12 protein-coding genes are annotated in these 19,435 nt (G+C 37.9%); 5 read left to right on the forward strand and 7 right to left on the reverse strand.

From position 1 onward, the window contains the following. The first annotated feature begins 16 nt into the window (after positions 1 to 16). Entirely contained in the window at positions 17 to 1,270 is a 1,254-nt protein-coding gene (locus tag J7R13_RS04535; protein ID WP_208437665.1) for an FAD-binding protein, read from the forward strand. A 204-nt stretch (positions 1,271 to 1,474) separates the two neighbouring features. Here J7R13_RS04535 and dnaE read toward each other — a convergent pair whose 3' ends face one another. Next, the gene (gene dnaE / locus J7R13_RS04540; RefSeq protein WP_208437666.1) at positions 1,475 to 4,963 is read right to left on the reverse strand and encodes a DNA polymerase III subunit alpha; all 3,489 of its coding nucleotides are present in this window, start codon (positions 4,961 to 4,963) and stop codon (positions 1,475 to 1,477) included. A 401-nt stretch (positions 4,964 to 5,364) separates the two neighbouring features. On the opposite strand from dnaE, the gene recG reads away from it, so the two are divergent. After that, positions 5,365 to 7,473 carry an ATP-dependent DNA helicase RecG gene (gene recG, locus J7R13_RS04545; protein WP_208437667.1) on the forward strand — a complete coding sequence of 703 codons (2,109 nt, stop codon included), beginning with the start codon at positions 5,365 to 5,367 and terminating at the stop codon, positions 7,471 to 7,473. 106 nt (positions 7,474 to 7,579) lie between these two features. Here recG and glmS read toward each other — a convergent pair whose 3' ends face one another. The 5 genes from glmS to J7R13_RS04570 all read right to left on the reverse strand — a co-directional run bounded on the left by glmS (position 7,580) and on the right by J7R13_RS04570 (position 13,127). Next, positions 7,580 to 9,403 (reverse strand): glutamine--fructose-6-phosphate transaminase (isomerizing), encoded by a 1,824-nt coding sequence (gene glmS, locus J7R13_RS04550; RefSeq protein WP_208437668.1) that lies wholly within the window; start codon positions 9,401 to 9,403, stop codon positions 7,580 to 7,582. Between the two features lie 174 nt (positions 9,404 to 9,577). After that, positions 9,578 to 10,927 (reverse strand): bifunctional UDP-N-acetylglucosamine diphosphorylase/glucosamine-1-phosphate N-acetyltransferase GlmU, encoded by a 1,350-nt coding sequence (gene glmU, locus J7R13_RS04555; RefSeq protein WP_208437669.1) that lies wholly within the window; start codon positions 10,925 to 10,927, stop codon positions 9,578 to 9,580. A 14-nt stretch (positions 10,928 to 10,941) separates the two neighbouring features. Continuing rightward, positions 10,942 to 11,730 carry a cytochrome c biogenesis CcdA family protein gene (locus tag J7R13_RS04560; RefSeq protein ID WP_208437670.1) on the reverse strand — a complete coding sequence of 263 codons (789 nt, stop codon included), beginning with the start codon at positions 11,728 to 11,730 and terminating at the stop codon, positions 10,942 to 10,944. 44 nt (positions 11,731 to 11,774) lie between these two features. Next, the gene (locus J7R13_RS04565; RefSeq protein WP_208437671.1) at positions 11,775 to 12,791 is read right to left on the reverse strand and encodes a carboxypeptidase regulatory-like domain-containing protein; all 1,017 of its coding nucleotides are present in this window, start codon (positions 12,789 to 12,791) and stop codon (positions 11,775 to 11,777) included. 12 nt (positions 12,792 to 12,803) lie between these two features. After that, positions 12,804 to 13,127 (reverse strand): HesB/IscA family protein, encoded by a 324-nt coding sequence (locus tag J7R13_RS04570; protein WP_004859047.1) that lies wholly within the window; start codon positions 13,125 to 13,127, stop codon positions 12,804 to 12,806. Between the two features lie 106 nt (positions 13,128 to 13,233). Here J7R13_RS04570 and J7R13_RS04575 point away from each other — a divergent pair, with 106 nt between their 5' ends. The 3 genes from J7R13_RS04575 (at position 13,234) to J7R13_RS04585 (ending at position 18,878) form a co-directional block, all read left to right on the forward strand. Next, complete coding sequence (locus tag J7R13_RS04575; protein ID WP_208437672.1) at positions 13,234 to 14,436, forward strand: deoxyguanosinetriphosphate triphosphohydrolase; 1,203 nt, start codon at positions 13,234 to 13,236, stop codon at positions 14,434 to 14,436. A 31-nt stretch (positions 14,437 to 14,467) separates the two neighbouring features. After that, positions 14,468 to 16,225, forward strand: coding sequence for an arginine--tRNA ligase (gene argS / locus J7R13_RS04580; protein WP_208437673.1), 1,758 nt, complete (start codon positions 14,468 to 14,470; stop codon positions 16,223 to 16,225). Between the two features lie 157 nt (positions 16,226 to 16,382). Further along, positions 16,383 to 18,878, forward strand: coding sequence for an SPOR domain-containing protein (locus J7R13_RS04585; protein WP_208437674.1), 2,496 nt, complete (start codon positions 16,383 to 16,385; stop codon positions 18,876 to 18,878). Positions 18,879 to 19,038: 160 nt separating this feature from the next. Here J7R13_RS04585 and J7R13_RS04590 read toward each other — a convergent pair whose 3' ends face one another. After that, positions 19,039 to 19,332, reverse strand: coding sequence for a hypothetical protein (locus tag J7R13_RS04590; protein WP_208437675.1), 294 nt, complete (start codon positions 19,330 to 19,332; stop codon positions 19,039 to 19,041). Positions 19,333 to 19,435 lie beyond the last annotated feature (103 nt).

Raw genomic sequence — 19,435 nt, forward strand, 5'->3', positions numbered from 1 at the left:
TCAATATGAAGTACTTATGGATCAATCGCCAATCATAGTTGGAGCAGGTATTGCTGGTTTAAGCACTGCTTTAGCACTTGCCCATAAAGGAATTGCAAGTACCATTTTTGAAAAGCGTACGCAGCTTGATGCTATAGGCGCTGGTATTCAGCTCACCCCAAATGCAACCTGTATACTTGCTCATTGGGGGATTCTTAGCAAACTTACTGAAGTAGGTACAACACCGCACTTTCTTGAATTAAGAGAAGGAGTATCTTTAAAAACACGACTGCGTGCTGAGCTTATTAATTTATCAGAAAAAAACTGGAAAGCTCCTTATATCACGATCCATCGTGCCGACTTACAAAAAATTTTATACAACGCTGTTATTGAAAATCCTTTTATTAAATATAAAACAGGAGAAGCTGTTGTAGCAGCTACCCAAACGACAACAAACAACATTCATATAAAAACAATAAAAGCAGATGTACTAACTGAAACACAACAACACCAATTTTATTCAACGCCGCTTCTTATCGGATGTGATGGAGTTTGGTCCACATTACGGAAATTGGCTCCTTTGCATGAAACGGCAGATTTTAGTGGCTTTATTGCTTGGCGCGCAACAACAGAATTCGAACATCTCCCTAAAAACTTTCGTTCTTTATTGCAAAATGTGAATACAATTACTGCTTGGATGGGCCCCAAAAATCATCTTGTTGTCTATCCCATTCAACCATCCAAAAAAATTTTTAATTTTGTAGCCATTACCCATGGCGAAAATTCAAAAGAAGGGTGGGCACATAAAGGAAATAAAGAAAATTTAAAATCTCTTTTTAAAGACTGGAATCTGCAAATTTTGCAAATTTTTGACCATATTGACGAATGGAGCTATTGGCCAATCTTTCAAATGAAACAGAACCGTTTTTTAGGCTTAGAAAGACAAGTATTTGTTGGTGATTGCGCACACGCTGCCCTGCCTTTCGCTGCACAAGGTGCTGCTATGGCAATAGAAGACGCTGCCACATTAGCAGAAACACTCTCTATGAAAGATCTTTCACTCACCGCAGCTCTTTCATTATACGAAAAAATACGAAAACCCCGCATTATTGCGGTAAAAAAACGTGGAGATTTTAATAAAATAGCTTATCATGCAACTGGTCCCATAGCAATCGCACGCAATTTCGTAATGAAAATTCGCACACCAGAAACTATTATGTCGAGCCTAGATTGGCTTTATAGTTATAATGCTATAAACTTAGCAAAAATGACACGAAGCGCTATGCTATAAAAACTCATAAAATCCTTAATCCCCAAACTACCTTAAATATTCATAAACGAAGTAGGATCATTTTTTTAATTTTATTACATGAGAAATGCACCATATCTGAAAAGAGAATCTTTCAGAATGTCAAACCCGATTCAAATTCCCAATTTAAATCGCTAATGAAAAAAATACTTCCACTCAAAACAAAAAGCCCCTGTGGATACCTATTCAAGTCAACTCCACATCAACAACACCCTGTATCGATTTCATAGCATTCGCCACATGTGAATTAACCTTGTACCGCTTTGGAAGCGTAATTTCGACTTCCCGTAATCCATCCTCTTGAATGAGAATAAGCCCTACTTCTCCATTGCCACTAGGATTTAAATTTTGCTCAATTTGAGGAAGCATATCAACTGTTTTTATAAAGAGACGCATCATTTTATGATGCTGTAACGCCTCCTGTTCCAAAGATTGAACCGTTTCAAGTCGCAAACTAACACCCTCAGAGCGATTTTCTGCACTCACGGTAACGATAAAAGATTTTCCAAGTTCTAGTATCTCCTCATAATCCGCAAGTACCTCAGAAAAGAGAATTGTTTCATACTGCCCACTCGTATCAGAAAAATGGATAATCCCCATTTTTTTACCAGATTTTGTTTTGCGCACTTGTTTTGCCACAACAGTTCCAGCAAGCCTAGCAGCAGTTGCTCCTCCTTTAACGGCATTGGCAAAATTAACCCAAGTCTGTACACGCTTTTTATCCAGTATAGCCCGATACTCATCCAGAGGATGAGCAGAAAAGTAGAAACCTATTGCTTGAAATTCTCGATAAAGTTTTTCATCCAATAACCAAGGAGATGTTTGCGATAAAATCAAGGGGTCTTTTAACCCACCTGTCATCCTAAATATATCAATCTGCCCACTAGAGTTATTATCAAGAATACGCAGTGCATACGCATGAAGAGTTCCAAGATTCGCCAATAAAATCTCACGTGCAATATTAAAGCAATCAAACGCACCAGCACAAACCAAACTTTCCATCGCACGCTTATTAACAATACGAGGATCAATACGCTCACAAAAATCTTCCAGATTCTTAAAAAGTTTATTTCCACGACAAGCTACAATATGATCAACCACCGCTTCTCCAACCCCCTTAATTGCAGCAAGAGAATAATAAATACAATTATCACCAACCTCAAAAACACGATGTGATGTTTGCACACAAGGTGCAACAACTTTAATACCCAATCTTAATGCTTCACGACGAAAATCATTTAACTTATCCGTATTCGCCATATCATATGTCATTGAAGCAGCTAAAAACTCAACGGGATGATGTGCTTTCATATAAGCTGTTTGGTAAGAAACAATCGCATAAGCAGCGGCGTGCGACTTATTAAAACCGTAATCTGCAAATTTTGCCAAAAGATCAAAAATAATATCGGCCTGATCCTTATCAACGCCGCCAGCAACAGCTCCATTCACAAAGCGTGTACGCTGTTCTTGCATTTCTTTGTGAATCTTTTTACCCATAGCGCGACGTAATAAATCCGCTTCCCCAAGCGAATAACCAGCAAGCACCTGAGCAATCTGCATCACCTGCTCCTGATAGACAATAACACCTTGTGTTTCTTTAATCAGATGATCTATTTTAGGATGAATAGAAGCGATTTCCTCTTCTCCGTGTTTTCGTGCATTATACGTCGGAATATTCTCCATCGGTCCAGGACGATAAAGCGCGACAAGAGCAATAATATCTTCAATACGATCTGGCTTCATCCCAATCAACGCCTTACGCATCCCAGAACTTTCAACTTGAAATACGCCAACCGTTTCACCACGTGCCATCATAGCATAGGTTACTTCATCATTCAGGGGGATATTCGACAAATCTATTTTGATACCCTTTCGCGCAACAAAATCTACTGCCATTTTCAAAACAGTAAGCGTTTTCAACCCAAGGAAATCAAACTTTACCAACCCAGCTTGTTCAACATATTTCATATTAAATTGTGTAACAGGCATATTGGAACGAGGATCACGATACATCGGAACAAGCTCTGAAAGTGGTCGATCACCAATAACAATCCCTGCTGCATGGGTTGATGCATGACGATAAAGCCCCTCCAACTGAAGCGCTATATCTAATGTACGTGCAACAGCGGGATCTTTTTTCTTTTCTTCCTCAAATTTTGGTTCATTCTTGATAGCATCAGCTAATTCAACCTGACTTCCAGGCGTAGCAGGAACTAATTTCGTAAGATAATCCACCTGACGATAAGGTACTTCTAAAACACGCCCAACATCACGCAACACCGCACGTGCTTGCAATTTACCAAACGTAATAATTTGGGCAACTTGATCACGTCCATATTTTTTTTGAACATAATGAATAACTTCTTCGCGTCGCTCCTGACAAAAATCGATATCAAAATCCGGCATAGAAACACGATCTGGATTAAGGAAACGTTCAAAGAGAAGAGAAAAACGCAATGGATCAATATCAGTGATAGTCAATGCATAAGCAACAAGCGAGCCAGCACCAGAACCACGCCCTGGACCAACAGAGATACCATGGGCCTTCGCCCATTTTATGAAATCTGAAACGATAAGAAAATAACCAGAAAATTGCATACGCGTAATAACTGAAATTTCATAATCAAGTCGTTGCTCATAATCTGCAATCGTATATCCTTCAGCCAATCCAATTGTTTCAAGCCTCTTTTTTAAACCAGCTTTAGCTTGATTTAACAATTCACTATCTTCTACTTCTAAAGTAAATTTTGAATCAACAGATTGCTCTATAAAACGAGGTAAAATCGGTTTGTGAGTCGGCGTAGCAACATGACAACGTAATGCAATTTCAACACTGTTTTCCAAAGCTTCTGGCAGATCAGAAAACAACGCAACCATTTCATCTTGTGACTTTAAATAATGATCTGGCGTCACACGTGTGCGCTCTGGATTAGAGACAATTTGTCCCTCCGCAACCGCCATCAATGCATCATGCGCTTCATATCCTTGCCTATTCAGAAAAAAGGCCTCATTGGTTGCAACAAGAGGAATTTCATGTGTATAAGCCAACTCAATAAGTGCAGCCTCTATTTTCCGGTCATAGGTGCCATGCCGCTGTAATTCTATATAAAGACGATCCCCAAAAAAATTTTTTAAATAAGTTAACCGTTCAACAGCACGTTCTTTTCTACCTTCTGCCAAAGAAAAATTAATAGGCCCTCGCTTGCCACCCGTCAAAGCGATTATTCCTTCACTGTGTGACAACAGCCAATCGACTTTGATATGAGGAGGATCAGTATCACACTTATCAAGATAAGCACGACTAACGAGACGAACCAAATGCGCATAACCGCTCTCGCTAGCAGCTAAGAGAACAAGAGAGCAAAAATCAGAAGAAGAGCGCCCTTTAACAAAAGTCAGGTTATCATTTCCATCACCAAAATCAACTGTAAGCTGACAACCGATAATAGGTTGGATCCCATGCAAAAAACAATATTGCGAAAACTCCAAAGCACCAAATAAATTATTTGTATCCGTAATAGCAACTGCTGGTGTATGATCTGAAATTGCATGTTGAATAATTTGTGGGATTTTTAAAGCTCCTTCGAGTAGTGAGTAAGCAGAATGCACCCTTAAATGAATAAAGCGAGGGAGAGATTTTTTTTCATCTCGTATTTTACTTTTATCTTCCGCCACTCTCACAATTTCCCACTACAAAATAAATACCAAATCGCAACCTTTACCTGTATTATAATAAAAAAATCTATAATTTATCGTACCTTTCAATCTATAAATTTATTATCACCCGTATATCGATGGCATTCCAGTTCTATTGCTATTCATAAAAGACTTCCATAAAGAAACTATCTCTATTCACAGCAAATAAACATACAAAAACAAATAGGAACAAATCATATAGAGTATTACACATATTAACACTCTTCTTTACACCATTTTTATTTTATGCATGATTGAAATATTTATTTTTCTATCTAAAACTCAAAGCGTAAATAAAGCAACTTTCTCTTCTATGACTTATCCCCAAAAAGCTCTTTTAAAGCACTAGAAAAAACAAAAAGAGCAGGCTAAATTTCCTTATGCCTCCAAGCCTTATTGTCCCTCTTTTTAATTCTATCCGTACCCTTTCTGGGGTAACGCCTAAAGTATATAGCTTACTGGCCAAAGTCTTAAACATTAACCCTACACAACGTGAGCCTACCCTTATTGATCTTCTTCAATTAATGCCCTATTCCGTTATAGACCGGAGAATATGTCCTAACATTGCTTGTGCACAAGAAGGAGTCACCATTACTCTCGAAATTGTTATAGATCACCATCAACCACCCCCTATTGGCCGTAGCCGATCACCCTATAAGGTTGTTGCACATGATCCAACAGGAAAAATAAATTTAGTCTTTTTTCACGCACAACATTCTTGGCTAAAAAAACAACTACCGGAAGGAAAAAAAGTCATTATATCAGGTAAAGCTGAACGGTTTAATGGGCAACTTTCAATGGTGCATCCAGATCATATCACACCAAGCGAACAATCAAATCAGATGCCGCTGATCGAACCCGTTTACCCCTCTACTGCGGGGTTATCAGCAAAAACACTAAGGCATGCAATACAAAACGCCCTCGATTATATTCCTCTCTTGCCAGAATGGATAGAAGAAAGCGTTAAAGAACAACAAAACTTTTCTTCTTTTTCTGTTGCTTTACGTCGCATCCATACTCCCGTTAATCCCGATGATCTCACCTTAGAAAGTCTAGCACGTAAACGTCTTGCATATGATGAACTTCTCGCTAGCCAATTAGCTCTTGGACTTGTACGCTTAAAGACTAAATCTTTTTCAGGAGCTTCTCGCCCACCAACAGAAATATACACTAAAAAATTGCTGCAAGCCCTACCCTTTCAACTTACAAATGGACAAAGAGAAGCAATAAAAGATATTGCTAATGATCTTGCTTCACCAGAACCAATGCTAAGGCTTCTCCAAGGTGATGTAGGAGCAGGAAAAACTGTTGTTGCACTAATAGCGATGGCACAGATTGCTGAAAATGCGGGACAGTCGGCATTAATGGCTCCAACAGAAGTTCTTGCCCGCCAGCATTTTGCGACAATTGCACCTCTTGCCGAAAAGGTTGGATTACAAACAGTTCTCTTAACAGGGCGAGAAAAAGGAAAATTGCGCACAAATATTTTGAACGATATTTTATCAGGCCAAGCTTCTATTATTATCGGAACCCATGCTCTTATACAAGATAACGTCATTTACAATAATCTTGCTTTAGCCATTATCGATGAACAACATCGTTTTGGCGTGCATCAACGTCTTACCCTTACAGCAAAAGGCCATAAACCTGATATGCTGGTGATGACTGCAACTCCGATTCCACGTACATTAGTCCTGACAGCCTTTGGTGATATGGATGTTTCCAAAATTACCGAAAAACCAATGGGACGCCAACCAATTACAACAGCAACGCTTTCTCTAAAGCGTATTGATGAACTCATAGAACGAATTGCCATTGCATTAGAAAAAGGAGAGAAACTCTATTGGATCTGCCCTTTAGTGGAAGAATCAAAAATTCTTGAGCTCACTTCAATTGAAACTCGTTTTGCTATTCTTCAAGAACGTTTTGGAACACATGTTAGTATGATACATGGGAAAATGTCAACAGATGAAAAAGAAGCAGCTATGGCATCCTTTAAATGCGGAAATATAGGTATTTTAGTTGCAACTACAGTCATTGAAGTAGGAGTCGATATTCCAGATGCTTCGATCATCGTTATCGAACATGCCGAACATTTTGGCCTTTCACAACTACACCAATTGCGTGGGCGTGTTGGACGAGGAGAAAAAAAATCTTCCTGTATTTTGCTTTACAAAGACCCACTAACAAAAATGGCTGCAACACGCCTTAATATTATACGCAATACAGAAGATGGTTTTAAAATTGCTGAAGAAGACTGGCGCCTGCGAGGAGAAGGAGAGCTTTTAGGAACCAAACAATCCGGTATGCCCGAGTTCCACATAGCAAACCTTGCAGTCCATAGTGATCTTTTATCAATGGCAAGAAGAGATGCACGTTTATTTTTGCAACATGATCCTAACCTTTCTTCAGAACAAGGACAAGCTTTACGTTTGCTCCTTTACCTTTTTGGACGCCACGACGCTACACGTCTGTTACGAGCAGGATAACAATAAAAAAGCAATCAAATAAAAATTAAAAGCCTTACTGTTGATTGCACATTCTATTATGAATTTATACCTCTCATTATTTTTCGACAAAACCTTAGATAAATTTTTATTCTACAGTGACTGATTTTGCTAAATTACGAGGCTGATCAACATCTGTTCCTAATAAAACAGCTGTATGGTAAGCGATTAACTGAATAGGTAAAGCATAAATAATAGGCGCAATAAATTCTGTAACATCTGGTAAAACAATAATTGACAAGGTATCAAAACGTACTGCTTCTGCCCCTCTTTTATCGGTTATCAAAACGATACGACCATTGCGCGCCGCCACTTCTTGCATATTAGAAAAAGTCTTTTCAAACCACCGATCATAAGGTGCCACAACAATCACTGGTATTGTCTCATCCACCAGTGCAATCGGCCCATGTTTTAACTCACCCGCCGCATAACCCTCAGCATGAATATAAGAAAGCTCCTTCAGTTTAAGTGCCCCCTCCAATGCAATTGGATAAGAAGTCCCTCGCCCGAGATAAAGAACACCTTTTACATTTACTAAATTACGACAAATCCGTTCAATCTTGTCATCTAGTTTTAAAACCTCATTTAAAATCCGAGGTATTTCTGCCAATTGTTGGACAAACTGATACTCTTCTTTCTCAGAAAGATACCCACGTTGCTTAGCAGCATTAAGCGCCATTGCAGCAAGCGTTGCCAATTGGCAGGTAAAAGCTTTTGTTGAGGCAACACCTATTTCCGGCCCAGCAAGTGTTGGTAAAACAAAATCAGCTTCCCTTGCCATTGTTGATTGCTCAACATTCACAACTGTTGCTGTTTTCACACCACGTTCGCGACAATAACGCAAAGAAGCCAATGTATCAGCTGTTTCACCAGATTGAGAAACAAACATTGATAGCACATCGGATGTCATGGGTGGTTCACGATAACGAAACTCCGAAGCGACATCATTATCAACACTTAAAGCAGCCAATCTCTCAAACCAATAGCGTGCAACTAAAGCCGAATAATAAGCCGTTCCACAACTTGCAAAGAGTATTCGATTAATACTTTTCCAATCAATCAAATTTTCAAGTGGGCGAACTGTATAATTTCCAAGATCAAGATAATGCGCTAAATTATGAGAGATCACTTCAGGTTGTTCAAACATTTCCTTATGCATAAAATGACGATGATTCCCCTTAGAAACCAACAAAGTTTCTTCAAACAATGTTGTAAGAGGACGTTTTACCCGTTGATTTTTGGCATCGTAAATTGTTACACCTTCCCGTGTCAGAACAGCCCAATCCCCATCTTCCATATAGCTAATACGATCTGTAAATGGAGCTAAAGCAATTGCATCCGATCCGACAAAAAATTCATCTTTTCCATAGCCAATTGCCAGCGGTGGACCAGAGCGAGCAGCAATCATAAGATTGTCTTCACCTTCGAAAATAAGAGCAATAGCAAAAGCACCTTGCAACCTTTTCCAACTTGTATGCACTGCTTCTTGGGGAGAAAGACCATTTTTTAATGCGCGCGTAATTAAATGGGCAATGACCTCCGTATCCGTTTCTGTTTCAAAGATATAACCATCTTCAATGAGTTCTCGTTGCAATTCTACAAAGTTTTCAATAATACCATTATGAACAATTGCAAGCCGTTCAGTTACATGAGGATGAGCATTCCGTTCTACCGCAGCTCCATGTGTAGCCCAACGCGTATGACCAATCCCTAAATTTCCTTGCAGAGGTGTTTTTTTTAATTTTTCTTCTAAATGAGTGAGCTTCCCCTCAGCACGCATACGATAAAGACGCCCCTCATGCACTGTCGCGATACCAGATGAATCATACCCCCTATACTCAAGGCGCTTCAAACCATCAATCAAAGAAGATGTAACACATCTATTTCCAAGAATTCCGATAATTCCGCACATTAAAAAGCTCCAATTCACATCCCAGATTTATATATCCCATAAAATAATTCAATAACTCTTCATTCAAAACATTAAGGTATCAGATAAACCAAATATAGAGTAAGGCAATACTTAAGAAGTAGCCGCCTACACAATTATTAGGTCAACATAAAGCAAAGAAATGAACAAAAATAATCACTTTTTCTTTTTATTTGCTGATAAGCGTGCGCGCAACTTTGTTGCATAATTCTCTTTTATCACTTGTCGTGCACGTCCTAAAGCCAGACTATTTTTAGGAACATTTTCAGTGATAACACTTCCTGAAGCAATATAAGAACCACTCCCTATCACCAATGGAGAAACAAGTGCTGAATTAGAGCCAATGAAAGCATGGTCACCAATTGTAATTTTATATTTGTGAAATCCATCATAATTACAAGTAATAGTACCGGCCCCAATATTGGTATGTACACCAATTTCTGTATCACCAATATAACTCAAATGATTAATTTTAGAGGACTCTCCTATCTTCGCCTTTTTGACTTCACAAAAATTTCCAATCTTTACTGAGGGTGCCAACTCTGTTCCAGGACGCAAACGCGCATAAGGTCCAATCCGCGCATTCATACCAACAACAGCGCCCTCTAAATAACTAAAGGCATGAATAACTGCACCAGATTGTACTTTTACGCCAAGCCCAAAATAAACATTTGGCTCAATCACCACTCCTGGTTCAATCTCAGTATCATAAGAAAAATAAACACTATCCGGTTTAAGAATGGTAACACCAGACAACATTAAATCGCGCGCTTTGCGTTTTTGCCACAAAGAATCAGCCTCAAAAAGCTCAAAACAATTATTAATTCCTACAATATTATCAACAGGCACTTTAACAACACGAATATCTAACCCTTCCTGTGCTGCAATAGATACAATATCTGTCAGGTAATATTCTTTCTTCATATTATTATTACTAACTTTCTCTAAAAGAGAAAGTGCGTGTTTTCCGTTAAGAGCAAATATGCCACCATTACAAAAAGAGATCTTTTTTTCTTCATCGCTAGCATCTTTTTCTTCTACAATCGCGATAAGTTTCCCATTTTTTTCAAGAAGACGACCATAACCTATTGGATCTGGAGCATGAAAACCAGCAACAACAACATCTGCTCCTTTAGCAAGTTGCGCGCGAATTTGTAGCAATGAATCTTGCTCAATTAAAGGGGTATCGCCAAAAACAATGAGCACATCATCAACCTCTTTTTGCAAAGCTAAACGCGCAGAAAGAACAGCATGCGCAGTTCCAAAACGTTCTTTTTGTTCAAAAATCATCGCATTTTTCACAAATGACTGAACAGTTTCCGTAACATCTTTAGCACCAAATCCTACAACGACTGCTAATTGTGAAACGCCTACCAATTCTATTTGTTTTATGACATGTCCTATAAGGGGCAAACCAGCAATTTTATGAAGCACTTTAGGAAGAGACGACTTCATACGCGTCCCTTCACCTGCTGCAAGAATAATAGAAAGACAATTTCTAACCATAAAACCACATAAAACTAACGAGAAAATCCAAAAAAATGCACAATATCATGCCAACGAATGCCTTCAATATCATTCAACGAAGGATAATGTTCCAAAAGCCAAAATGAAAGATCCTGCATAGAACCTGTCAAAAACAAAATACCCGTGACAACCAAAAAAGTTCCAATAACTTTTTCAACTTTTCCTAAATGAATACGAAAAGCTCCCAAAAATTTCATAAAACTGCTTGAAAATAAAGCCGCCAGCACAAAAGGCACGCCAAGACCTAACGCATAAATCCCTAAAAGGACAGCACCCTCGCCTACAGTTTCTTTTGTTCCAGCAAGAGTTATGACAGGTCCTAAAATCGGACCAATACACGGTGTCCAACCAAATGCAAAAGCTAAACCAATAATGTAAGCTCCTAAAGGTCCGGCAGGCGTATTGCGTGTTTGAAAACGCGCTTCACGAAACAAAAAAGCAATCTTAAAAAAACCCAAAAAATTTAAACCAAAAATAATAATGATAACACCAGCAGCAAGCGCAAACCAATCACGATAATAACCAATGAATTTGCCGATTGTGCTTGCACTAGCACCTAAAGCAACAAAAACGGTTGTAAAACCTAGCACAAAAGCAATAACAGAAGATAAAAGCGCGCGCCGTATAAATACTTTCTCATTCTGCTTTTCTGAACGAAAATCGTTAATACCAATCCCTGCCATATAGCACAAATAAGGAGGAACTAACGGCAAAACACATGGTGATAAAAAAGATAATGCACCAGCAAAAAATACACCAACTGTTGAAATTTCTACAACCAAATCTCTATCCGCTTCCCATTACCGGTCATATCCACGCACAATTATCAATCCATTTCTTCATCAATTTTTTGCATATTTTGCGCATCCGCTACCACACTTACATCTTCATCATGGCCAGAGACAACTGAAAAAACCTTTTGATAAATTTTATCTTTATTTTTAGCAATGGCAATATACTCCCCCTCCGCTAACACGAGCGAAACATAAGCACCAACTGTTTCGTAAATGATATCACCAGAATCATTTGTAATAGACCAACTTGTATCTGCGAGCGCTTCCCCTCCTTCTTGCCGTACCAACTTTAAAACAATTTGAGCTGCTTGATGTTCAAGAATAACTTCTGTAATTTTACCCGCATCCACTTGGATATCCGAACGAACAATAGCATTAATGGAACCATAATGGGAAGCAACATGATAGTGCCCAGCTTTCAAACGCACAATTGACTGAGGTTTAACATTTGATAAAATTACGCCAGTATCATCATTTTCTTTTTCATCCTCATAGATAGTGAAATGGAGTTCCTTTTCATTGATTGTGCCATTCAACAGTGTAGCATTTAAAATAATCCCCCCAGCATCAAGATTAAAATTTTTAACAAGACTTTGCCCAATTTCTAAATTTACATGATCCACCGCACCAACGTGACCAAATGAGAGATGAACAAGATAACTCCCTGGTTCTAAATCAAAACGCGCGCTCCCTCCTTCATAAGTTGCAATCAATGGTAATTTATTATCAACCCCTAAGATAGGAGCATAAATCCGCCATACGAGCCCCTTCACAATATCTTCATTGCTGTTTTTTAAGCGAGCATGCAATATAAGTCTAGACTGAGAAACTAAATCCTCTTTTTCGTGATCTTGAGATTTTAAAATAATATTTGTTGATTGTTTTTGTGAATAATATTGCTCTCCCCCCTCTTCTGAAAATGCACAATCATTAAAGAATAATAGGATAAGCGCCACGCATAACCGCACACACCGACCTAATATTTTCGTAAGAGTTCCCATTTTTGCATTGTTGACCAAAGTAATAATCTTTTCAAGAAGCAATATCACAAAACCACTATTCTAAATTGAAAAACTTACACCGCAACCGCATGATGAAACAGCATTAGGATTATGAATTTGAAAAGACTGTCCCATAAGATCATCAACAAAATCAATTTCAGCTCCTTCCATGAAGGGAAGTGATAGTGAATCAATAAAGACGATCGCCCCATCTTTTTTAAGAATGAGGTCATCTTCGCTCATTTCAGAAACCAAATTGTATTTATAAGAAAAACCTGAACACCCACCACCTTCAACAGAAATACGTAATCCTATTTTATCGGGTTCATTCAAAAGTATCTGTGCAATCCGTTTGGCAGCAACATCTGAAATATTCACACCCATCTTATATATCCTTGCATTAAACTATCAAGAAAGAGTATCCCCAACTCAAGAAAAGTTTATTAATTATAAACCAATCCTAATTTAGGATGAGAATGGACAGCTTGCAATGGATATAAATAATATCAATTTCAATTACCAATCTCGGGCGGTCTATAGTGCTAACCCGCAAACAAGCCGTGGTAGATTATTCCATGAAACTGTGAATACTATGCGATCACCTTTTCAACGAGACAGAGATCGTATTATTCATTCTAACGCATTTCGGCGCCTTAAACATAAAACTCAAGTGTTTATTGCTGATGAAAGCGATCATTATCGTACGCGACTGACACACTCAATAGAGGTTTCTCAAATTGCACGAACATTAGCCCGTGCACTCTGTCTTGATGAAGACCTTGCCGAAGCGATTGCTCTTGTTCACGATTTTGGGCATACGCCTTTCGGCCACGCAGGAGAAGATGCCCTTAATGAAGCAATGAAACCTTATGGCGGTTTTGACCATAATGTACAAGCGTTACGCATTGTCACAAAGCTGGAACAGCGTTATGCAAATTTTGATGGACTTAACCTTACTTGGGAAACACTCGAAGGACTTGTAAAGCATAATGGTCCCCTTTTAGGTCCCTATGCAAACAGCAAAGATGTTCCAATCGATATTCTACAATACAATGCAAAGCAGGATCTTGAGCTAGACTGTTTTGCTGGTCTAGAAGCACAATGTGCTGCTATTGCTGATGATATTGCTTACAATGCGCATGATATCGATGATGGTTTACGTTCGCAATTTTTAACACTCGATCAGTTCGAACATATTTCACTGACAGCAGCATTATTAAAAGATATAACAGATGAACATCCACAACTCGATCAAGATCGGCGCGGTTACACACTTGTACGAAGACAGATAACAACCATGGTTGAAGATGTTATCAAACAATCACAAGAAAACTTAACTCGTCTCAAACCAACAAGCATAAAGGATGTTCACCAAGCAAAACAAACCATTATTACCTTTTCGCCCACAATGAGCGTTTATGAAAAAGAACTAAAAGACTTTCTGTTTAAAAATCTTTATTACCATGATCAAGTCCTCAGCCGTCGCAATGCAGCAAAATGCATTGTACAAAAATTATTCGACTGTTATTATGAAAATCCAAATACAATGCCTGAAAGCTGGTGCAGCAAAACAGCTCACTTGACGAATCAAGAGTTAGCACGTCTTATTGCTGACTTTCTATCAGGTATGACCGATCACTATGCTCTACGCGAATATCACCGTTTATTTGACCATACAGGTAATTTCATTTAATTGCTTTTGAATACCATGATGGAAGTTGAATATGAATGTCTTTAAAAACTTCGAAAAAAAAATTAAAAAATCACTTGAACTATCTGATATAAAAGGAAAAAATGGAGAATATTTAGATTTATCAAAAATCACCGTTGACCCCCCACGTGATTCTTCACACGGACATTTATCAACCAATGCTGCTATGGTGCTTGCAAAGTCTATTGGACTGAGCCCCCGTGCACTTGCAGAAAAGATCGTAGAACTTCTCAAAAATGATCCCTTTATCGATTGTATTGATGTTGCTGGTCCTGGTTTTATCAACATCAAGCTTACAAAATCATTTTGGCAAGATGCAATAAAATCCATGCTTGAATTAGGAGTCTCCTACGGTCGTATACCAATGGGCCAGGGCAAACGCATCAATGTTGAATATGTATCAGCAAATCCTACAGGACCGATGCATGTGGGACATTGCCGAGGTGCTGTTGTTGGGGATGTTCTCTGCAATTTGCTACAATTTGTCGGCTATAACGTTACAAAAGAGTATTACATCAATGATGCTGGTAAACAAATTGAAGTGCTCGCCCACTCCGTACTGTTGCGTTACCGCGAAGCTCTTGGACAAAAAATTAATGAAATTCCAGAAGGACTCTATCCTGGTGAATATTTGATTCCATTGGGAAAATCGCTTGTTCAAGAATTTGGCGATAAATTACTCACTATGGATAAAAATGAAGCTTTAGCTATCGTGAAAGAGCGTGCTATTCATGCAATGATGTCAATGATTCGCGAAGATTTGGCTGCTCTTAATATTTATCACGATATCTTTTTTTCTGAGCGTATGCTTTATGCAGATAATGCGCGTGCTATTCGTAACACAATTAATGACCTTACTTTAAATGGTTATATTTACAAAGGCAAGCTCCCACCACCAAAAGGGCAGAACACAGAAGACTGGGAACCAAGCGAACAAACTTTGTTCCGTTCAACAGATGTTGGAGATGATCAAGACCGTGTTTTAGTCAAATCTGACGGTTCTTACACTTATTTTGCTGCTGATGTTGCTTATTTCCATGATAAATTCAATCGTCATTTTGATGAAATGATTTATATTTTAGGTGCAGATCATGCTGGTTATGTAAAGCGGCTAGAAGCGATGGCAAAAGCGATTTCTGGCGATAAAGCCAAATTGAGTGTTTTCTTATGTCAATTAGTAAGGCTCTTTCGCAACGATCAGCCTGTGCGTATGTCAAAAAGAGCAGGATCATTTGTAACCTTGCGTGATGTTGTGGAAGAAGTAGGTCGTGACCCTGTGCGTTTTATGATGCTATACCGTAAATGTGAAGCACCTCTTGATTTTGATTTTGCGAAAGTAACAGAACAATCAAAAGATAATCCTATCTTTTACGTACAATATGCAAATGCACGTTGTCACTCAGTCTTTCGTCAAGCGCAAGAATCCCTTCATATTAAAAATTTTTCAAAAGATACAATGATCCTCCACCTTAAGAGATTAACAGATGATAATGAAATATCCCTAATACGCAAACTTACTGAATATCCACGCATCATCGAACAAGCTGTAATTCATAAAGAACCACATCGATTGGCGTTTTATCTCTATGACCTTGCTTCCAATTTTCATGCTCATTGGAATAAAGGGAGTAACAATCCCTATTTACGCTTTATTCAGCCCGGTGACAAGGAGCTATCACTTGCCAGACTGGGATTAATACAAGCTATCATGAATATTTTATCATCAGGACTTACAATTGTAGGAGTAGAAGCATCAACAGAAATGCGTTGAAAAAGTTCTCTAAATACATAAAATAAGTACTTTATTGATAAACTTTTTCATATATCCTTGTCATAGGAGGGGGAAATTTTATAATTTCAAAATATAATACATTAAAATTAACCATTTTTTATTGCACGCGAATGCAAATCATCATGTGAGAAAAGCTATGAGCGATAACGATCGCAAAAATCCGCACGAAATGAAAAAAGTTCATGAACACCATGATCCTTTAGAGAGGCTTACACGAATTTTTCATCCGTACAAACAAAACGAAAACCAAAACGATCAATCTTCTTTACAAACTGATCGATCAGTACCTCATCCCCCTAAAACTTTATCTCATGATGACGACTTTGATTTATCCTTTCTAGAAACAGAGCTTGAAAATAGTTTAACGCATAACTTGCCATTTGATGATCAAAAAAAGCAACAGAGTTTACACACAGCCACCCATGAGCAAACTTCAAACGTTACACCAACTACTTCTTTTAACTATCGAGAAAAAAGTGGTTTTTTGTCTGAAGAAGCACATTCTTTACCTATAAGTCATGATGAGGAAAAAATTTTAGACTCACTTTCCCCATTACCTATTCAAAAGAATCAATCACCTCAAAATAGTGCTACACCAATCAGTAGCGACTCTTTTTTTGAAGAAAGCGATTTTAGTATACAATCAGAAAAATTCTTTTTTGATGAAACTGATAAACGCAATAATAAAGGTGTCACTACAGAACTGGCTGAACAATCCAACCGTTTTTCACAAACAGCCTCACAACAAGCAGATACCCCTAATATACAACGAAATTATGACGATAATCAAAGCTTCCACGACACTCCTGTAAATCATCCATCTCAAGTTTCAAATGATCAAGAAAATTGGGTTAAAGAATATTATACTGATGTTCCTCTCCCTTCTACGGATACAAACATGTTTTTCTCACCTTCTGATATTCTTTCAGAGAGAAAGAACACCGCTAGAAATGAACCAGCAAGTAATTTCCCATCATCTTTGGATTCAACATACATCGACAAACAATCTGATTTAAAAAGCTTTTCGCAAAAAAGCCATACTGCCGATTATCCGCAGTCTTACGAAGAAAAATTCTTAGAACAAGAAGTTTATGCTGCAGAAATTCCAGAATATCGTGAAACTCAAGCCCAATACATCAATAATGCTCAAAATATCTCTGATCAAAACAATTTAAATAGTATACATCCCTCCTCAGAAATCCCTCATACAATACAAAAGGATAGTTTTTTTTCTCATAATTACGCACACAGGGATACCCCTCCTCCAAATGTTGATACTTATAGATTTGCAGAGGAAATCGTGGAAAAAACTGGACCAATTATGGTCCCTGAAGTCCCATATGAAGCCCCAGAATATGATGTACCGACAGATAATTTAAAAGAAGAATTTGCTGATGTATTCAATGTAGGAAATATTACAGAAGCGGATTCTTCGCAACAACAACAGCAAAATGAAATCCTCAATGAAATCTTTCATCAAACCATGCAAAATCCAAGAGACGATGCATATACAAACTCTCAAGATCAAAATACTAACTATTTTCCCGCCGACAATATGGGATATGATTCCTCCTCTTTTCCAGAGAATTCGTCATACAAAGCTGCAAATAAAATCCCTACTCATGTATCAGCCACTCCTCCCTTAAAAAGTTTTATTGTTGGTAAAATGCTTACCAAGAGTGCTCTTCTTCTCATTTTAATAGCAATTGGTTTTTCTGGTTATTCCTACTTTTTTATGCCATCACAAAAAAATGAAAATGCGCCCATTATCCATGCTGATAATACGCCCTTCAAATTCAAACACGAAACAACTGAAACGAAGAATGATGTTGGACATAATTTAGATATTTATAAACAAACAACTGAAGAAAATGAAAAACAAGAAAACACACAACAATCTCTTATTGATAATTCTGAACAACCTGAAAATTTAGCAGAATTAAACCAACAGAAATCTACAAGTTTTTCATCCTCTTCTCTTAATGAATCTGACGTTGAAGATGCCGTGACAGAAGCCGTCAATCACACCATTCCAACGCGAGAAGTACAGACTGTTATTGTAAACCAAGATGGCACAGTTGTACTGGCACCAATGCATCACACAGAGAGAAAAAATTCTGATAAAACAGAAGAAAAAACTGATCAAACTATTGTAGATCAACTTCCAGATTCTCCCTCTGTTTCTTCGCACGATTCCGATATAAATAACAAAGCAACAGAAGATAATCTCATGAGAGATATTGATAAAATAATAGCTGAGAATACTTCTGCTTCTAGTATTAAAGGAAAAGTTATATCAATTCCTTCGCATGCAGAGAGAAATTCAGAACCGCAAACACATGCTGCTTCTCACCCAATATCACCAAGCCAAGTAGCCACACAAAATTCAGAAAGTTATTACGTACAACTTGCATCTCAACCAACGCAAGCACTAGCTAGAGATTCTTTGAAAAATATGAAGTCTAGATTTGGATTCCTTATCGGCACTCGTCCTTTAAATATTCAGTCTGCTCTCATACCAGGAAAAGGAACCTATTATCGTGTTCGTATTCAAACGCAAAATCGCAATGACGCCATAAGCCTTTGTGAAAACATAAAAAATTCTGGAGGAAGTTGCTTCATCACACGCTAAATAAATAATGCAACGGCTTTAAAAACCGCTGCACTATTTATTGTGATACCATTTAATTAACTTCAGGAGTTAAAATTCTGTTATATTTTTCTAGCTCATATACGTGAAGTAATTTTATTCTTTGATTCACGCTAGGTTAGATTCTTTACTCTGAAGAATTTTATTCAGGAGATAAAGGTGAGTTCGTGCCTTTATAAGTATAAGGTACTGGAGATGTTGGATTTAAATCTTTCCTCGGACTTGTTATCATTTGATTTTGTTCTGTAGTATTATAGTGAGAGATATGCTCAGGAGATTTTTCAAAAAAAGATCCTAAAAAGCCAAAAATAAACCAGATAATAAAGAGTCCAAGAAGAATAGCAAGAATACCTCTACCAATCGAATTACGCTGTTCACGGTCTTTCTTTTCTGCAGCTATACGTTCCTCGTATGTGTGGTAATTTCTATCAATCATAGTAAGTTCCTTTTCTCAATGCCCTTGCCTTTAAGCTATAAGATATGCATATAAAATTATTCAGACACTTATTTTGAAAAACGATAATTATGTATAAAGGTTC

The sequence above is a fragment of the Bartonella taylorii 8TBB genome (assembly GCF_902825155.1).
In the GTDB taxonomy this organism is placed as follows: Bacteria; Pseudomonadota; Alphaproteobacteria; order Rhizobiales; family Rhizobiaceae; genus Bartonella; species Bartonella taylorii_A.

What these genes read in the sequence shown, in the direction of transcription:
- J7R13_RS04570 (WP_004859047.1), bottom strand. Translation starts at nt 13,127, where the DNA reads ATGGGTGTGAATATTTCAGATGTTGCTGCCAAACGGATTGCACAGATA.
- J7R13_RS04575 (WP_208437672.1), top strand. Translation starts at nt 13,234, where the DNA reads ATGGATATAAATAATATCAATTTCAATTACCAATCTCGGGCGGTCTAT.
- J7R13_RS04535 (WP_208437665.1), top strand. Translation starts at nt 17, where the DNA reads ATGGATCAATCGCCAATCATAGTTGGAGCAGGTATTGCTGGTTTAAGC.
- glmU (WP_208437669.1), bottom strand. Translation starts at nt 10,927, where the DNA reads ATGGTTAGAAATTGTCTTTCTATTATTCTTGCAGCAGGTGAAGGGACG.
- recG (WP_208437667.1), top strand. Translation starts at nt 5,365, where the DNA reads ATGCCTCCAAGCCTTATTGTCCCTCTTTTTAATTCTATCCGTACCCTT.
- argS (WP_208437673.1), top strand. Translation starts at nt 14,468, where the DNA reads ATGAATGTCTTTAAAAACTTCGAAAAAAAAATTAAAAAATCACTTGAA.
- J7R13_RS04585 (WP_208437674.1), top strand. Translation starts at nt 16,383, where the DNA reads ATGAGCGATAACGATCGCAAAAATCCGCACGAAATGAAAAAAGTTCAT.
- glmS (WP_208437668.1), bottom strand. Translation starts at nt 9,403, where the DNA reads ATGTGCGGAATTATCGGAATTCTTGGAAATAGATGTGTTACATCTTCT.
- J7R13_RS04590 (WP_208437675.1), bottom strand. Translation starts at nt 19,332, where the DNA reads ATGATTGATAGAAATTACCACACATACGAGGAACGTATAGCTGCAGAA.